Genomic DNA, 16113 nt, shown 5'->3' with positions numbered 1-16113 from the left:
CGCCACCGACAGCCCGCCGACGCGCCGGGGGTTGCCCCAGCCGGGTCACCGCGGCGCGACCGCCGCCCGGCGCGCCGTCATCGTCGCGGCCAGCAGCGCGGCCACCCCGGCCGCCACGAACGGCGTACCGGTCCAGTACTCGACGCCCGCCGGCATCCCGGCCGTGACGATCGCGTGCCCGATCAGGATCGACCACGTCACCAGCGCCGCCGCGGCGGCCCAGCCGATCACCGACCCGGCCCGGTCCGGTCCCGGCCGCAGCAGCCGGGTCAGCCCGTCCACCAGCAGCCCGCACGCCACCGTCAGCAGCAGCGCGCCCGGCGACGCGAACCCGCGCACCGCCCCGCCCATCACCGCCACCACCGCGTACACGATCGTCGCCGCGCCCGGCGGCAGCGGGCCGCGCCGGGTCAGCATCAGCAGCGGCGCGAGCAGCGCGATCGTCGTCACCACCACCGACGTGCCGTACTGGCGCATCAGCGACGTGTCGCCGAGGTCCGGCACCGACATCGCCGCCACCACCGCCCGCGGCGGCCACGACGTCGCCTCGGCGTACGACAGCAGCAGGAACACCACGACCAGCGCGAACGCCACGCCCAGCAGCAGCGGCAACTGCTCGCGCAGCGGCCGGCCGACGGTGGTGTCCCAGCCCGACCGCACCGGCCCGGTGACGATCACCACCATCGAGCCGATGAGCAGCATGTGCGTCGGCGAGAACGCGATGTTCAGGCCCTGCTCGACGCCGAACGCCAGGTGCCAGGCCATGTCGCCGGCACCGCCGATCGCGAACAGCGGCAGCGCCACCAGCGTGAGCCCGTAGCCGACCGGTACGGCGTCCAGCGCGCGGCGGCCCTCCTGCATCCGGCGCAGCACCGGCCAGCCCACCCACGCCGCCGTGGCGACGAACCCGGAGTAGAACACCGCGTGCCACGGCGTGAAGAACGACTCCAGCCCGGCCAGGTTGGTGTGGGCCCAACCGTCGATCAGCAGGCCCGCGACGAACCAGCCGCTCAGCAACGCCGTCACCAGATCGAACCGGTAGCCGGCCCGCGGCCGCACGCTGACCTCCGACACGCTGTACCGCCCTTCCCCCAGCCCGGAACCCGACCGCGAAACGGTACCGAAATCTGTTCTTGGCTGGTCGGTGCGTAGCACCGCTTTGGGTTTGGGGGTGCGCAGCACACCCGCTAAGGCGTCCTAGGAAGATAGCCCTTTGCCGGAATGGCAAGTACGACCGACCGCACCACCCCTAGAGCGTCCTAGGACGCAGATGATGCCCCGGCCTCGGGTCAAGGACGGCTGGTTGCCGTGGTCGGGGCGAGTGCGCGACCGCGCGCGCACTCGCCCCGAGGACGCCGGCGCTACCTGGCCGGCCGAGCAGCGGCGGCGCTGGCGGCATCGGGCTCCCGGGGATGGTGCATTCGTTGTCGCTCCCACGACAACGAATGCACCATCCCGCCAGTGGCCCGTCCGCTGCGGCAACGAGCGGTCGGGCTCGTGTCGGTGTTCGAGGTTGGGGGGTGGGGGGATTGGGAGATTGGCCACACCCCGTACAGCGTCCTAGGAAGACAATGTGGTCGCTACCATCCCCGCATGACGACGAGCCTGATCACCGGTGCCACCGGTGGGATCGGTGCCGCCATCGCCGCCGACCTCGCCGCGCGCGGCGACCGGCTCCTGCTCTGCGGCCGCGATCCCGACCGGCTCCGCGCGGCCCTCGCCGCCCTCCCGCCCGGCGGCGCCGCGGGCGCGGGGGGCGGTCATCCGGGACGTGAGGGCGACCCCTCCCCCGGGCACGGGGTCCTCGTTGCTGATCTGGGGCGGCCCGGGGGGCTCGCGGCGCAGGTCGCCGGGGTGCTGCCCGAGCGGCTGGACGTGCTCGTTCACTGTGCCGGGGTGGTCGACCTGGGTGGGATCGGGGAGACCGACGTCGCCGCGTGGGAGCGGGCGTTGGCCGTCAACCTGGTCGGGCCCGCCGAGCTGACCCGGCTCGCGCTGCCCGCGCTGCGGGCCGCCGGCGGGCACGTCGTACTGATCAACTCGGGGGCCGGGTTGAGTGCGGGGCCGCGGTGGGGGGCGTACGCGGCGAGCAAGTTCGGGCTGCGGGCGCTGGCCGACGCGCTGCGGGCCGAGGAGCCGGGGCTGCGGGTGACGAGCGTGTACCCGGGGCGGACGGCGACCGCGATGCAGGAGTCGGTGCACGCGCAGGAGGGTCGGGCGTACGACCCGGCGCGGTGGATCCGGCCCGGGGCGGTCGCGGCGGCGGTGCGAACGGCGCTGGACCTGCCGGCCGGTTCGCACCTGACCGAGGTGACCGTGCGGCCGGCCGCGGGCTGACCGTACGGGCGGGGCTGAACCATACGTGGACGGGCCGGTCGAGCGGGCGCGGGCGGCGGTGCTGGGCCGGCTGTGGTCGGCGCTGCGGCGTGAGCCGCTGGACTTCGTGGTCGGGGTGCGGGTGGCCGGCGGTACGGCGGAGTTGACGCTGCGGGACGGGCGGGTGCTGCGCGGTCCGGCGCCGGCGCCGTTCGGGCCGCACCCGCCGGGCCTGGCGGTGACCCTGACCGGCCCCGCCACCACTGACCGTGCCATCGCCGCCGACCACGCCGCGGGCGCCGACCGAACCGGCGCGCCGGACCGGACCACCGGGCCGAACCGGCTCGATGGTCCGAACCGGTCCGACCGGACCGACGCGAGCGGCGGCGGGGCGGTGCTGGATGATCCCGCCGCGTTGGTGCGGGAGCTGCCGGTGGCGGGGCGGGAGCGGTTCGCGGAGGAGTTGGGCGACAGCGTCGCCAACCTGGCGCTGGCGTACGCCGAGGCGCCGCCGCCGCCGACGCTCGGCGCGCTGGCGGCCATGCCCGCGGCGGACGCGGCCGTGCTCGGGGAGCAGCTCGTCGTGGCCGGGCACCCGCTGCACCCGGGCTGCCGTACCCGGCTGGGGATGAGCGCGGCGGAGGTGCGGGCGTACGCGCCGGAGCACCGGCCGGTCGTGCCCGTCCGCTGGTGGGCGGTGCCGGCGGGGCGGTGGTGGAGTCCGGCGGGGCTGCCGCCGCTGCTGCCGGTGCACCCGTGGCAGGAGGCGCACGTGCTGGGCCGGTACGGCGGCCTCCTCTCCCCCACCGACCGGGTGACGGCGGCGCGGCCGCTGATGTCGCTGCGGACGGTCGCCGCCGACGGGCGCACCCACCTGAAGCTGGCGGTGGACGTGCAGATGACCAGCGCGGTCCGGCGGGTGTCGGCGGCGGCGGTGCACAACGGGCCGCTGCTGAGCGGGCTGGTAGCGGGGCTGGCGCCGGCGGGATTCGGGGTGCTGGCCGAGGACGCGGGCGGGGCGGTGTGCGTCGGCGGCGAGCCGGTGCCGGCGCTGGCGGTGCTGCGCCGGGCGGCGCCGGTCGGGCCGGCGGGGTCGGTGGTGCTGCCGCTGGCGGCGTTGAGCGCGGACGGGGCGCCGGGGCGGCCGCCGCTGGCGGTGCAGGCGGCGCGGGCAGCGTACGGCGGGGACCCGGTGGCGTTCCTGCGGGCGCTGCTGCGGGTGCTGCTGCCGCCGCTGGCGGCGCTGCTGCGCGCGGGGGTGGCGCTGGAGGCGCACGGGCAGAACACGCTGGTCGTGCTGGCCGCCGGCCGGCCGGTGGGGCTGCGGTACCGGGACTTCGGCGGGGTGCGGGTGTCGGCGGCGCGGCTGGCCGCGGCCGGGGTGGCGGCGCCGCCGCTGCGCGGCGCGGTGCCCTGCGACGACCCGGCGGTGCTGCGGACGACGGTCGCGGCGGCGGCCGGGGTGGTCGTGGGCGAGCTGGTCGCGGTGCTGGGCCGGGCGGGTGCGGAGCCGGGGCGGTGCTGGGCGGCGGTGGGCGGGGAGCTGGCGGCGGCGTTCGCCGGCGCCGACCGGGCGGCGCTGCTGGCGGCGCCGGTGCCGGTGAAGGCGACGACGGCGATGCGGCTGGCCGGGGATCCGCTGGCGGAGCGGTGGGCGGCGATGCCGTACGGATGGGAGGGGCCGTGACGGTGGCGGCGCACGCGCCGGAGCTGGCCGACGCCGTGGCGGCGGCGTGGCCGCGGGCGGCGGACGCGGTGCGGCGGCGGCTGCTGGCCGCGCTGTGCCGGGAGGACGTGGGGGACGCGCGGCGCCGGTTCGGGGCGGCGGGGCGGTGGTCGGGGTACGGGCACGTGACGTTCCACGCGGCGCCGGACGTGCCGTTCGCCGACCTGCTGCCGGCCGGGGCGGCGGGGCTGGTGGCCGAGCTGGAGAACGCGGTGCTGAACCAGGCCATCGCGTACGCCCGCGGGCCGGGCGGCCGGGCCGGCAGCGGGCCGGACGCGGCGGTCGCGGCGGCGGAGCGGCTGGCCGTCGAGGGGCACAACCTGCACCCGTGCGGGCGTACCCGGCTCGGCTGGGATGTGGCGGACGTGCTGGCGCACGACCTGGAGGGCACCGGTACGGCGGTGGGGTTCGTGGCGGTGCCGCGGGCGGCGCACGCCGGCGACGACGTGGGCGAGCTGCTGCGGGGGGCGTACCCGGCGGTGCCGGCGGCGCCGGCCGGGCACGTGGTGCAGCCGGTGCACGCCTGGCAGTGGGAGCGGCTGCGCCGGGCGCCGGTGGCCGGGCTGCGGCTGCTGGACGGGCGGCTGCCGGCGACGGCGACGCTGGCGATCCGGACGCTGCTGCTGGCCGGGCCGGCGCGGTACCTGAAGCTGTCCCTGGACGTGCAGATCACCTCGACCCGGCGGACGATCTCGCCGGCGAGCGCCGCGAACGGGCCGCGGATCTCGGCGGTGCTGGGCAAGATCCTGGACGGCGACCCGGTGGGGGCGCGGGCGCTGGTGCTGGCGGAGCCGGCGGGCGCGGCGGCGCCGGGGCTGGGCGACGGGCGGGCGGCGTCGGTGGTGGTGCGGGAGCCGCTGGCCGGGCGGCTGCTGCCGGGCGAGCGGGTGTGGCCGGCGACGGCGCTGCCGGCGCTGGACGGCTCGGGGCGGCCGGTGCTGGCCGGGCTGGTGGACGCGTACGGGGTGCGGCACCGGGTGGCGGGGGCCGCGGCGGCGGGCGGGTTCCTGACGGCGTACGCGCGGCTGCTGCTGGCGCCGGTGCTGCGGCTGGCCACCCGGTACGGGGTGGGGCTGGAGGCGCACCTGCAGAACTGCCTGCCGACGTTCCGCGACGGCGACCCGTACCGGATGATCTTCCGCGACCTGGCGGGGCTGCGGCTGCACCGGCCGCGGCTGGCGGCGGCCGGGTACGCGCTGGACCTGCACCCGGGCTCGGTGGTGGGCACCGACGACGTGCGCGTACTGCGGGCGAAGGTGTGCTACACGGCGTTCCAGGCGCACCTGGCGGAGCTGGTCCGGCGGCTGGGCGACACGCACGGGCTCGGCGGGGACGCGGCGTGGGCGCGGGTGCGGGCGGTGGTGGACGAGCTGTCCGCCGGCGACGCCGACCACGCGGCGTGGGTGGCGCCGACGGTGCCGCACAAGGCGCTGGTGCGGATGCGCCTGGCCGGCGGCGCCGACCTGTACGTTCCCGTCCCCAATCCCCTGTCCCAGCACCCCGGAGGCCGTGGTGTCCGAACCGTCCCCCATCCCCGCTGACGTCGCCGCGGCGCTGGCCGCGCAGCCGGCGCCGGTGTGCGCGTACGTGTACCGGCGGGCCGACCTGGCCGCGGCCGCCGAGAGGCTGCGGGCGGTGCTGCCGGCGCGGGCGCGGCTGCTGTACGCGATGAAGGCCAACAGCGACCCGCGGGTGGTCAAGGCGCTGGCCGACGCGGTGGACGGGCTGGAGGTGGCCTCCGGCGGGGAGCTGCTGCTGGCCCGGACGCTGGGCGTGCGGCGGATCGCGTTCGGCGGGCCCGGCAAGACCGACGCGGCGCTGGCCGAGGCGGTGGACGCGGGCGCCCGGGTGCACGTGGAGAGCGTGCACGAGCTGCGCCGGCTGGACCACCTGGCCCGGGCCCGCGGGGGCGGGCCGGTGCCGGTGGCGCTGCGGGTCAACCGGGCGGCGGCCGGGCCGGTGGGCAGTCACGTGATGGCCGGCGCGGCGACGCCGTTCGGGCTGGACGAGGCGGACCTGGCGGCGGCGCTGGCCGTACCGGCGCCGGGGCTGCGGATCGACGGCCTGCACGTGCACGCGGTGTCGAACAGCCTGGACGCGGCGGCGCACGGGGCGTGGATCGCGGACACGGCGCGGTGGGCGGCGGGCGCCGCGGCGGCGCACGGGCTGCCGCTGGCGTACCTGAACGTCGGCGGCGGGCTCGGGGTGGACCACGCCGGCGGGGCGGAGCTGGACCTGGCGGCGCTGGGCAAGGGGCTGGCCGAGGCCGACGCGGCGCTGCCGGACGGGGTGGAGCTGGTGCTGGAGCCGGGGCGGTACCTGGCCGCGGGCGCCGGCTGGTACGCCGCCGAGGTGCTGGACCTCAAGCGGGTGCACGGGCGGTGGTTCGCGGTGCTGCGCGGCGGTACGCACCACTTCCGGCTGCCGGCGGCGTGGGGGTACGACCACCCGTGCGCGGTGCTGCCGGTGGCGGCGTGGCCGTACCCGTGGGAGCGGCCGGAGGTGCGCGACGCGGCGGTGGACGTGGTGGGCGAGCTGTGCACGCCGCGGGACGTGCTGTGCCGGGCGCGGCCGGTGGCGCGGCTGCGGGTCGGGGACGTGCTGGTGTTCGGCAACGCGGGGGCGTACGGGTGGGACATCTCCCACCACGACTTCCTGCGCCACCCGCACCCGGCGACGGTGGTGCTGTAGCGCGCCGGCCGGCGGGGTGGGCGGCCGGCGCTCGCCGCCGGCCGCCCCGGTGGCCGACGCGGCAGGTGGCGGGACGCCAAGTGTCCGGCGCGGCAGGTGGCGGCCGGCGGTGCGCGGTCACTGCCGGGCCCGGCCGCGGCGGCCCGGGTCGTCGCTCAGGTGGGTCAGGGCGGCGGCCCGGGCGGGCCGGGTCGCCGCTCAGGATCCGGTCGGGGTGGGGCCGGTCGGGGTGGTGAGGGCGGCGCGCAGCGGGGCCGCCTTGGCGGCGGCCTCGGCGACCTCGGCGGCCGGCTCGCTGCCCCAGGTGATCCCGCCGCCGGCCCACACGTGCAGGTGGGCCGGGTCGGCGGCGACCGTCCGGATCGTCAGGCCCAGGTCCAGGTGGTCGGGGCCGACCCAGCCCAGCGCGCCCATGCTCGCCCCCCGCCCCACCGGTTCGAGGTCGGCGATCTGCGCGAGCGCGGCCAGCTTCGGCGCCCCGGTGACCGAGCCGCCGGGCGCGAGCGCCCGCAGCAGCGTCGGCAGGTCGACGCCGTCGGCCAGGTCCGCGCGGACCACCGACTCCGCCTGCCAGAGGTCGCACCACCGGCGGACGGCGTACAGCGTGTCCACGGCCACCCCGCCGGTGCGGGCGACGTGCGCGAGGTCGTTGCGGGCCAGGTCGACGATCATGATGTGCTCGGCCCGCTCCTTGGCCGAGGCGAGCAGCTCGGCCCGGCCCGCGGGGGTGGCCGGGCGGGTGCCCTTGATCGGGCGGGTGGTGGCGACGCCGCCGCGGACCTCGACCAGCGTCTCCGGGGAGGCGCAGGCGATGGCCCAGCCGGCGCCGGCGAGCACCCCGCCGTACCGGGCGCCGGGCAGCGCGGCGACCGCGGCGAGCGCCGGGCCGGGGTCGCCGGCGTAGCGGGCGCGGGCGTGGCCGACGAGGTTGGCCTGGTACACGTCGCCGCGGGCGATGGCGGCGCGCAGTCGGCGGACGGCGTCGGCGTGCTGCCCGTCGGTCCAGCTCGCCCGCCACTCCCCCACCCGCCAGCGGGGTCCGGCCGGCGGGCCGGCGGGCAGCCACCCGGCGGGGGCGGCGGCGGTGGGGCCGGCGGCGGGCAGCCACCCGGCGGGGTCGCTGGCCGCCCGCCGGCGGGCGGCGGCCGGGTGGTCGGCGGCGGGGAGGAGCCGGCCGGCGGCCGGCGGCGGGGCGGGGTGGTCGGGGGCGGCGTAGGCGATGGCGACGACGTCCGGGAGGGTCGGGGCGGGCGAGGGCGGGCCCGGCGGGGCGCCGATCGCGGCGGCGCTCGCGGCCGCGGACACGTACACCGCCGCGCCCGCGGCGGCGCCCGGGCCGCCGCCGGGTCGGGCCACCTCCCGGGCCGGTAGGCCGTGCGCGGCGAGGAAGTCGGCGAGCAGGGCGAGCGGGTCACCGGGGTCGCCGCGCCGCCACGCGAACCGCTCCCGCTCGGTGAGAAGTCGACCACCGTTAGCAGCCGGCGGCGGGTACCAATGCGGGGTCAGGACAACCAACGGACCGATCCACCTCAACCGTTCAGCGAAATCCCGGGCACCGGCGGAACCGCGGTGGTCAACGCATCGATCGGGAGTGCTAGCGTGACGCCACGTCGTGTGAGGCATTACACAAGTTCCACTCACGCGTGACCGAGCCCACCCAGCTCGCCGGACCCCCGGAGGCATCGATGTGCACGCATCAGCCACCCTGCCCGACCGCCGCGGCCCCCGACCGGGAAGCCGCGCGGTGCGTCTCCGCCCACCCTGAGCAGGGGTGGAGCCTACTGTGCAACGGAGTGATCCTCTTCGAGGACACCGGCGACCTGCTGCCGGACGGCAGCATCATCGACCCGCACCGCGGTCCCGCCCCGCACGCTATCGCGGCCTGACCGACCCGGCCGCCCCGCCCCGCCGGTCACTGCGCGTGGCGGCGAGGCACCGGCCGCGGACCCGGCCCGAGGGCGGCCCCGCGGCGCGGCTGCCGTCTCAGGCGAACGCCTCCGGCGGCGGACAGGCGCAGACCAGGTTCCGGTCGCCGTACGCGCCGTCGATCCGCCGCACCGGCGGCCAGTACTTGCCCGCCGCCGCCGTCCCGCCGGGGTAGGCCCCCACCGACCGCGGGTACGCCCTGCTCCACTCGTCCGCCGTCACCATCGCCGCGGTGTGCGGGGCGTTGACCAGTGGATTGTCGTCCTTCGGCCAGGTGCCCGCGGCGACCGCGTCGACCTCCCCCCTGATCGCGATCATCGCGTCGCAGAAGCGGTCCAGCTCCGCCAGGTCCTCGCTCTCGGTCGGCTCGACCATCAGCGTCCCGGCCACCGGGAACGACATCGTCGGCGCGTGGAAGCCGTAGTCGATCAGCCGCTTGGCCACGTCGTCGACCGTCACGCCGGTCGCCTTGGTCAGCGGCCGCAGGTCGAGGATGCACTCGTGCGCGACCAGGCCCTTGTTGCCGGCGTACAGCACCGGGTAGTGCGGCCGCAGCCGGGCCGCGACGTAGTTGGCCGCGAGCACCGCCACCGCGGTGGCGTCGGCGAGCCCGTCCGGGCCCATCATCCGCAGGTACGCCCAGGAGATCGGCAGGATCCCCGCCGAGCCGTGCGGGGCGGCGGACACCGCGTGGTCGTCGCCGGCCAGCGGGTTCCCCGGCAGGTACGGCGCCAGGTGCGCCCGGACCGCCACCGGCCCGACGCCCGGGCCGCCGCCGCCGTGCGGGATGCAGAAGGTCTTGTGCAGGTTCAGGTGCGACACGTCCGCGCCGAACTTGCCCGGCTTGGCGAAGCCCAGCAGGGCGTTGAGGTTGGCGCCGTCGACGTACACCTGGCCGCCGGCCTCGTGCACCTTGGCGCAGAGCTGGGCGATGCCGGTCTCGTACACGCCGTGGGTCGACGGGTACGTGACCATGATCGCCGCGAGCGCCCCGGCGTGCGCCTCGATCTTCCGGTCGAGGTCGACGAGGTCGACGTTGCCGCCGTCGTCGCAGCCGACCACGACGACCCGCATGCCGGCCATCACCGCGGAGGCGGCGTTGGTGCCGTGCGCGCTGGACGGGATGAGGCAGATGTCGCGGCCGGCGTCGCCGTTGGCCCGGTGGTACGCCCGGATCGCCAGCAGCCCGGCCAGCTCCCCCTGCGAGCCGGCGTTCGGCTGCACGCTGACCGCGTCGTACCCGGTGACCTCCGCCAGCCACTCCTCGAGCTGGGTGACGAGCGCGGCGTACCCGGCGGTCTGCGCGGCGGGGGCGTACGGGTGGATGTTCGCGAACTCCGGCCAGGTCACCGCGGCCATCTCGGTGGTGGCGTTGAGCTTCATCGTGCACGAGCCCAGCGGGATCATGCCGCGGTCCAGCGCGTAGTCGGCGTCGGCGAGGCGGCGCAGGTAGCGCAGCATCGCGGTCTCCGAGTGGTGCGCGGTGAACACCGGGTGGGTCAGGTAGTCCGAGGTGCGGCGCAGCGCGGCCGGCAGCGCGGCCGGCGCGTCGGCCGGCGGCGCGGCGACGCCGAACGCCGCGCACACCGCGTCCACGTGTGCGTCGACGGTCGTCTCGTCGCAGGCCGCGCCGACGGTGTCGGCGTCGACCCGGCGCAGGTTCACCCCGGCCGCCGCGGCCGCGGCGACGACCTCGTCGGCGCGGCCGGGCACCACCGCGGTGACGGTGTCGAAGAACGCTTCGGCGCCCAGCGCCACCCCGCCGGCGCGCAGCGCGGCGGCCAGCCGGGCGGCGGCGGCGTGGGTGCGCTCGGCGATGGCGCGCAGCCCGTCCGGGCCGTGGTAGACGGCGTACATCGAGGCCATGACCGCCAGCAGCACCTGCGCGGTGCAGATGTTGCTGGTCGCCTTCTCCCGCCGGATGTGCTGCTCCCGGGTCTGCAACGCCAGCCGGTAGGCCGGGGCGCCGTCGGCGTCGCGGGAGACGCCGACGAGCCGGCCGGGCAGCAGCCGCTCCAGCCCCGCGCGCACGGCCAGGTAGCCGGCGTGCGGGCCGCCGAAGCCCATCGGTACGCCGAACCGCTGCGTCGTACCGGCGGCGATGTCGGCACCGAACTCCCCCGGCGTGCGCAGCAGGGTCAGCGCGAGCAGGTCCGCGGCGACGGTCACCAGGGCGCCGCGGGCGTGCGCGGCCTCGACCAGCGGGCCGAGGTCGCGGACGGCGCCGGACGCGCCCGGGTACTGCAGGTGCAGGCCGAAGAAGTGCTCCGGCAGCGCGTCGGCGGCCGGGTCCAGCACGCGCACGTCGATGCCCAGCGGCTCCGCCCGGTTCCGGATCACCGTGATCGTCTGCGGCAGCGCGTCGGCGTCGACGACGTACACCGGGCTCTTGGTCTTCGCCGCCCGGCGGGCCAGGGTCATCGCCTCGGCCGCGGCGGTCCCCTCGTCGAGCATCGAGGCGTTCGCGGTGCCCAGGCCGGTCAGGTCCGTGACCATCGTCTGGAAGTTCAGCAGCGCCTCCAGCCGGCCCTGGCTGATCTCCGGCTGGTACGGCGTGTACGCCGTGTACCAGGCCGGGTTCTCCAGCACGTTGCGCAGGATCACCGGCGGCGTGTGGGTGCCGTGGTACCCGATGCCGATCATCGACGTGGCGACCGTGTTGCGGCCGGCCAGCGCGCGCAGCTCGGCCAGCGTCTCCGGCTCGGTGGCGGCCGCCGGCAGGTCCAGGCCGCCGGTCCAGCGGATGACCTCGGGGATCGCGGCGTCCATCAGCTCCTCGACGCCGGAGTAGCCGATGGCCTCCAGCATGCGCCGGCGGTCGGCCTCCTGCGGGCCGATGTGGCGGCGGGCGAAGCGGTCGCCGGTCGGGCGGGGGGCTGCGCTCATGGGAAACTCCTGCGACGAGGGAAGCATGCGTTCCCTCCCCACCTGTCGCCCGTACCCGGGGGCACGCCGCTCCAGACAGCCATGCCCCGCAGCGGTCCTGGGTGCCTGAGAGGTTCCGGGGAGGAATTGCCCCTTCGGCGCCGGATCGGCGGCCAGGCTGGCTGGCCGACCGGGACGCGGACTCTCCCGCGCGGGGTACTCGGCTGCCGCACACGGTACCAGCGCCGCCGCCGGACATCGACCTACTGACGGGCGGATGTGCGGAGGGTTACGCGGGCGCGCCGGATCGGCCCCTTTTCGGGGTGGTGGTGCTGACGCTGCGCTACCGGCCTACCGTCGAGGGAGGGGTGATCGGCGCCTCCCTCTCCCACCCGACGAACCCCACCGCCTGACCCACTGACCCACCCACCACCGGCCCGGGACGAGCGTCAACATGAGATCAGCGACGTCATGGCGCCCCCGAAGGGTTCGTGGCCCCATAAATCACCGGTGGGTGGGGTAGGCCGCGGCCGACCGGGGCGGAACAGCGGGTGGGTCAGGGGGTCGTGGGGTTCAGGGCGGTCTCGCGGGGGCCCAGGAAGATCGGGTCGCGGCCGGAGAGGACGTCCGCGGCCGCCTTCACCGCCGCGCCGTACTCGCGCATCGCCCCCCAGCGCCACTGCCGCGGGTACTGCCGGGCCGTGTCGTCCCCCACGCCCGTGGCCTCGATGCCGGCGTGCGCGCACAGCGCCACCGCCCGCTCCAGGTGGAAACTCTGCGTCACCACCACCGCCGAGCGCACCCCGAACACCCGGCTGGCCCGCTGGCACGAGTCGTAGGTGTCGAAGCCCGCGTGGTCCTGCACCACCCGGTCCGCCGGCACCCCGCGCGAGGTCAGCCACCAAGCCATCGCGCCCGGCTCGTCGTACGCCCAACCCCCGTGGTCCCCGGAGACCAGGACGGCGCCGACCCGGCCGCGGGCGTACAGGTCAGCGGCCACCGCCAGCCGGGCCGCGAGGAAGCCGGACGGCGACCCGTCGGGGTTCACCTGCGCGCCCAGCACCAGCGCGACCGGCGCGGCCGGTACGGCCGCCGCGTCGTACACCCGCCCGTCCGCGGCGTGCCGGATCCACGCCACCGAACCGCCCACGGCGGCCGCCACGGCCAGCGCGCCGGCGACGCCGACGGCCAGCACCCAGCGCAGCAGCCGCCCCCGGCGGCGGGGCGGACCGACGGCGAGCGGGGAGCGGTTCGGCAGGCGCACCAAGCCAGCGTGCCACGCCCGCACCACCGGCGAACCCGGCCAATCGGACACCATCCGAAGCGAGCCGAGCGGGTGCACACCCCCGCCGAACCGCACCGGTCGCGCCGGCAGGAATGCCCCGAGGAATCGCGGTCGGGAAACGCCCGGACGCCGTCCGGGCGGGAGGAATCGCCCGTCAGCCGGCGCGGCGGCGGGCGCGGCGGGCGGCCAGCTCGTCGGCGGGCGCCGGAACCGTCGGCTCCACCACGCCGGCCGCCGGCTCCGCCGGCAGGTGCGACAGCGAGCCCTGGATCTCCTTGAACGCCCCGCCGATCGCGATGCCGAACACGCCCTGCCCGCCCTGCAGGAGGTCGACGACCTCCTCGGCGGAGCGGCACTCGTACACCGTCGTGCCGTCCGAGATGAGCGTGATGCCGGCCAGGTCGGCGACCCCGCGGGAGCGCAGCGCCTCGATCGCCCGGCGGATGTTCTGCAACGAGACGCCGGCGTCCAGCAGCCGTTTGACGACCTTGAGGACGACCAGGTCGCGGAACGAGTACAGCCGCTGCGTGCCCGAGCCGGACGCGTCCCGGACGCTCGGCACGACCAGCCCCGTGCGGGCCCAGTAGTCGAGCTGGCGATAGCTGATCCCGACCGCGTGGCAGGCGGTCACACCGCGGTACCCGACGCTGCCGTCGGCGTCGGTCCAGGGCTCGCCGGTGCCGGTGCCGGGCGGGGGTTCCGGTTGTGGGACTCGCTCGTCCATGACGACCAACCTCCCCCGGCCGTCCGCGACGGCCAACCTCCCCTGGCGCTGCCAACGCTCATCACCCTATAGCGCAGCCGGTCCGGCCGCGGGCACGCTTCGCCGCGACACGCCGCGGGCAGGCGAGCGTGCCGCCCCGGCGCGTCAGCTCGCGAAGTCGTCCGGGCTCACTTGATCGAGGAACTCGCGGAACTTCTCCACCTCGTCCTCCTGCTCGTCCGGGATCACGATGCCCGCCTCGGCGAGCACCTCCTCGGCGCAGCGGATGGGGGCGCCGACCCGCAGGGCCAGGGCGATGGAGTCGGACGGGCGGGCCGAGACGCGGACGTCCTCGCCGAGCAGCAGGTCGGCGTAGAAGACGTTGTCCTTCAGCTCCATGATCTCCACGGCGCGCAGCGGGGCCTTGAGGGCGGCGAGGATGTCGCGGAGCAGGTCGTGGGTGAGCGGGCGGGCGGGCTTGACGCCCTGCTGCTCGTACGCGATCGCGGTCGCCTCCACCGCGCCGATCCAGATCGGCAGGTAACGATCGCCGTCCGCCTCCCGCAGCAGGACGATCGGCTGGTTGCTCGGGAGTTCCACCCGGACCCCGACGACGTTCAGCTCGCGCACCGCAGTTCCTCCCGAACCGCCCGGCCCGACCCGGCGACGGACCGGTCGCCCGGCCCGACGACCGCGTCGCGCGTGTCCTCTCTGCACGGTACACGTCGTGACGGACAGTGCACCCTCACCGGCGCCCGCACCCTATCGCCCCAGCGTGCTCCGCAGCCCCGCCCGTACCAGCGCGCCGTGCAGGCGCGCGGACAGCGCGAGCAGCTCCCGTACCGTCTCGTCCGCCCTGGCCCGGGCGGCCGGGTCGGCCTGGCGCAGCAGCGGCGTGACCAACTGGGCGTAGAGGCCGACCTCGCGGTCGGCGGCGGCCCGGTACGCGCGCAGGTGCCGCGGCTCGATCCCGAACCGGGCCAGCTCGGCCACCACCGTGGCCACGGCCAGGGCGTCCGCGTCGTACCAGCCGCCGGGGCCGGCGGCCACCAGGTTGTCGGCCTCCAGCTTGCGCAGCACCGCGTCGGGCAGCCCGGACCGGGCCAGCAGCGTCGCCCGGTCGACCCGGTCCGGCTCGGCTGGCGGCGCGTCGACCGGGGCCAGCGCCATCCGCGGGCGGACCATCGGCGGCGGGCCGTCGCGGTCCAGCGCGGCGAGCTGGTCGCGGATCACCCGCAGCGGCAGGTAGTGGTCGCGCTGGGCGGTGAGCACGAAGCGCAGCCGCTCCAGATCGATGCGCGTGTACTTGCGGTAACCGGAGGCGGACCGCTGCGGCTCGACCAGGCCCTCGGCCTCGAGGAAGCGCAGCTTCGAGATCGTGGCGTCGGGAAAGTCCCCGCGCAGCGCCGCCAGCACCTCGCCGATGCTCATCAGCGCGGAGGCTCGCGGGTCGGGGCGCGCCTCCGCCGCCCCGGACGACGCCACTAGCGGCCGACCTCCCGGTCGGCGATGAAGACCAGCCGGAACTTGCCGATCTGTACCTCATCGCCGTTGCCCAGGGTGGCCGCCTCGACCCGCTCCCGGTTGACGTACGTGCCGTTCAGGCTGCCCACGTCGCGGACGGTGAACGAGCCGCGGTCGCGGTGGAACTCCGCGTGCCGGCGGGACACCGTGACGTCGTCGAGGAAGATGTCACTGTCCGGGTGCCGGCCGCTGGTGGTGACGTCGTGGTCCAGCAGGAACCGGGCACCGGCGTTGGGCCCGCGGCGGACCACCAGCAGGGCCATGCCGGGCGGCAGGTTGCCCGCGATCCGCCCGGGGACCACGTCGGCGTCCGGGCCGTCGAGGACCTCGTCCAGCGAACCGAGGTTCAGCGTGGACGTGACGTCGAGCGGGGGGAACTCGTCGTCTGGGCGCGTCATCGGACCACCTCACGGAATTCGGCGCGTCGAGCGGGCGTGTGGGGAGGCCACACCGCAGGCGCGCGGCCACCCCGACGCGCGGGCGACCGGCCCCTGGATGACCACCCTAGCGTGGGGCGGCCACCGAATTCGGATACTGAACCTCAAACGACTGTGCGAGCCTAGTCACCGCCCGAAACGGGGGTCAACCAGGCGCGCGGACACGGGGCGGCTTTGGCCCCCGTGGGTTAGCCCTTGGTGAGTTCGCGGTACGCCTCGGGCGACAGCAGACTGTCGAGATCGACGGACCCCGCGTCCAGCTCGACCAGCCAACCCTCGCCGTACGGGTCGGAGTTGATCAGTTCGGGCTGGTCGCCGAGCTGCTCGTTGCGGTTGACGATCGTCCCCGCCAGCGGGGCGTAGATCTCGGACACGCTCTTGGTCGACTCGACCTCGCCGAGCGAGTCGCCGACGGCCACCTCGGTGCCGGGCTCACGCAGGTCGACGTAGACGATGTCGCCGAGCGCGTCCTGGGCGAACGCGGTGATGCCGACCCGGACGGCGCCACTCTCGGTGGACGCCACCCACTCGTGCTCCTCGGTGTACCGCAGCTCGTCAGGGACCACGCCGACGTTCCTCACTCGCGGTGCCGCCCGCGCGGCGGCACGTTCTCGACCGGTCGACCGGGCCGGTCGACGCG

The 16113-nt window shown here is 76.6% G+C and carries 14 protein-coding genes and 1 riboswitch; of the genes, 5 read left to right on the top strand and 9 right to left on the bottom strand.

The features are described from left to right. Positions 1-45: 45 nt before the first annotated feature. On the bottom strand, positions 46-1074 hold the full coding sequence (locus tag IEY94_RS21330) for a hypothetical protein (RefSeq protein ID WP_189172019.1): 1029 nt from the start codon (positions 1072-1074) through the stop codon (positions 46-48). 519 nt (positions 1075-1593) lie between these two features. Here IEY94_RS21330 and IEY94_RS21325 point away from each other — a divergent pair. The 4 genes from IEY94_RS21325 to IEY94_RS21310 are packed head-to-tail and all read left to right on the top strand — an operon-like array spanning position 1594 to position 6733. Then, positions 1594-2337, top strand: coding sequence for an SDR family oxidoreductase (locus IEY94_RS21325; protein ID WP_189172018.1), 744 nt, complete (start codon positions 1594-1596; stop codon positions 2335-2337). Positions 2338-2362: 25 nt separating this feature from the next. Further along, on the top strand, positions 2363-4003 hold the full coding sequence (locus IEY94_RS21320; protein ID WP_189172017.1) for an IucA/IucC family protein: 1641 nt from the start codon (positions 2363-2365) through the stop codon (positions 4001-4003). Continuing rightward, positions 4000-5583 (top strand): IucA/IucC family protein, encoded by a 1584-nt coding sequence (locus IEY94_RS21315; protein WP_229784322.1) that lies wholly within the window; start codon positions 4000-4002, stop codon positions 5581-5583. Before IEY94_RS21320 ends, IEY94_RS21315 begins: the two co-directional genes overlap by 4 nt. Continuing rightward, positions 5555-6733, top strand: a complete 1179-nt coding sequence (locus tag IEY94_RS21310; RefSeq protein WP_229784321.1) for a type III PLP-dependent enzyme domain-containing protein — start codon at positions 5555-5557, stop codon at positions 6731-6733. Before IEY94_RS21315 ends, IEY94_RS21310 begins: the two co-directional genes overlap by 29 nt. A gap of 198 nt (positions 6734-6931) precedes the next feature. Here the strand turns inward: IEY94_RS21310 and IEY94_RS21305 are convergent, their stop codons facing one another. Beyond that, the gene (locus IEY94_RS21305) at positions 6932-8266 is read right to left on the bottom strand and encodes a chorismate-binding protein (RefSeq protein WP_373291346.1); all 1335 of its coding nucleotides are present in this window, start codon (positions 8264-8266) and stop codon (positions 6932-6934) included. Between the two features lie 152 nt (positions 8267-8418). Between IEY94_RS21305 and IEY94_RS21300 the strand changes: the two genes are divergently transcribed. Beyond that, entirely contained in the window at positions 8419-8619 is a 201-nt protein-coding gene (locus IEY94_RS21300) for a DUF5999 family protein (RefSeq protein WP_189172058.1), read from the top strand. A 97-nt stretch (positions 8620-8716) separates the two neighbouring features. Here the strand turns inward: IEY94_RS21300 and gcvP are convergent, their stop codons facing one another. The 7 genes from gcvP to gcvH form a co-directional block, all read right to left on the bottom strand. After that, positions 8717-11545, bottom strand: coding sequence for an aminomethyl-transferring glycine dehydrogenase (gene gcvP, locus IEY94_RS21295; protein WP_189172014.1), 2829 nt, complete (start codon positions 11543-11545; stop codon positions 8717-8719). 82 nt (positions 11546-11627) lie between these two features. Beyond that, a riboswitch (glycine riboswitch) is annotated at positions 11628-11744 on the bottom strand. A gap of 336 nt (positions 11745-12080) precedes the next feature. Next, on the bottom strand, positions 12081-12788 hold the full coding sequence (locus tag IEY94_RS21290) for a SanA/YdcF family protein (RefSeq protein WP_373291345.1): 708 nt from the start codon (positions 12786-12788) through the stop codon (positions 12081-12083). A 175-nt stretch (positions 12789-12963) separates the two neighbouring features. After that, complete coding sequence (locus tag IEY94_RS21285) at positions 12964-13533, bottom strand: MerR family transcriptional regulator (RefSeq protein WP_189172012.1); 570 nt, start codon at positions 13531-13533, stop codon at positions 12964-12966. A 144-nt stretch (positions 13534-13677) separates the two neighbouring features. Then, positions 13678-14142 (bottom strand): bifunctional nuclease family protein, encoded by a 465-nt coding sequence (locus tag IEY94_RS21280; RefSeq protein WP_189172011.1) that lies wholly within the window; start codon positions 14140-14142, stop codon positions 13678-13680. A 132-nt stretch (positions 14143-14274) separates the two neighbouring features. Beyond that, positions 14275-14943 (bottom strand): transcriptional regulator FtsR, encoded by a 669-nt coding sequence (gene ftsR / locus IEY94_RS21275; protein ID WP_189172010.1) that lies wholly within the window; start codon positions 14941-14943, stop codon positions 14275-14277. Positions 14944-14996: 53 nt separating this feature from the next. Beyond that, positions 14997-15434: an oxoglutarate dehydrogenase inhibitor Odhl gene (odhI, locus tag IEY94_RS21270; protein WP_189172009.1), complete on the bottom strand. Its 438-nt coding sequence runs from the start codon at positions 15432-15434 to the stop codon at positions 14997-14999. Between the two features lie 227 nt (positions 15435-15661). After that, the gene (gcvH, locus tag IEY94_RS21265) at positions 15662-16039 is read right to left on the bottom strand and encodes a glycine cleavage system protein GcvH (RefSeq protein ID WP_189172008.1); all 378 of its coding nucleotides are present in this window, start codon (positions 16037-16039) and stop codon (positions 15662-15664) included. Positions 16040-16113 lie beyond the last annotated feature (74 nt).

The sequence above is a fragment of the Pilimelia anulata genome (assembly GCF_014647895.1).
In the GTDB taxonomy this organism is placed as follows: Bacteria; Actinomycetota; Actinomycetes; order Mycobacteriales; family Micromonosporaceae; genus Pilimelia; species Pilimelia anulata.
Note: the sequence above shows the minus strand (reverse complement) of the source record. Positions and strands in the feature narration are given on the sequence as shown.

Coding starts and splice junctions, on each gene's coding strand:
- gcvP (WP_189172014.1), bottom strand. CDS start 11,545: ATGAGCGCAGCCCCCCGCCCGACCGGCGACCGCTTCGCCCGCCGCCAC.
- IEY94_RS21300 (WP_189172058.1), top strand. CDS start 8,419: ATGTGCACGCATCAGCCACCCTGCCCGACCGCCGCGGCCCCCGACCGG.
- ftsR (WP_189172010.1), bottom strand. CDS start 14,943: ATGAGCATCGGCGAGGTGCTGGCGGCGCTGCGCGGGGACTTTCCCGAC.
- IEY94_RS21285 (WP_189172012.1), bottom strand. CDS start 13,533: ATGGACGAGCGAGTCCCACAACCGGAACCCCCGCCCGGCACCGGCACC.
- IEY94_RS21325 (WP_189172018.1), top strand. CDS start 1,594: ATGACGACGAGCCTGATCACCGGTGCCACCGGTGGGATCGGTGCCGCC.
- odhI (WP_189172009.1), bottom strand. CDS start 15,434: ATGACGCGCCCAGACGACGAGTTCCCCCCGCTCGACGTCACGTCCACG.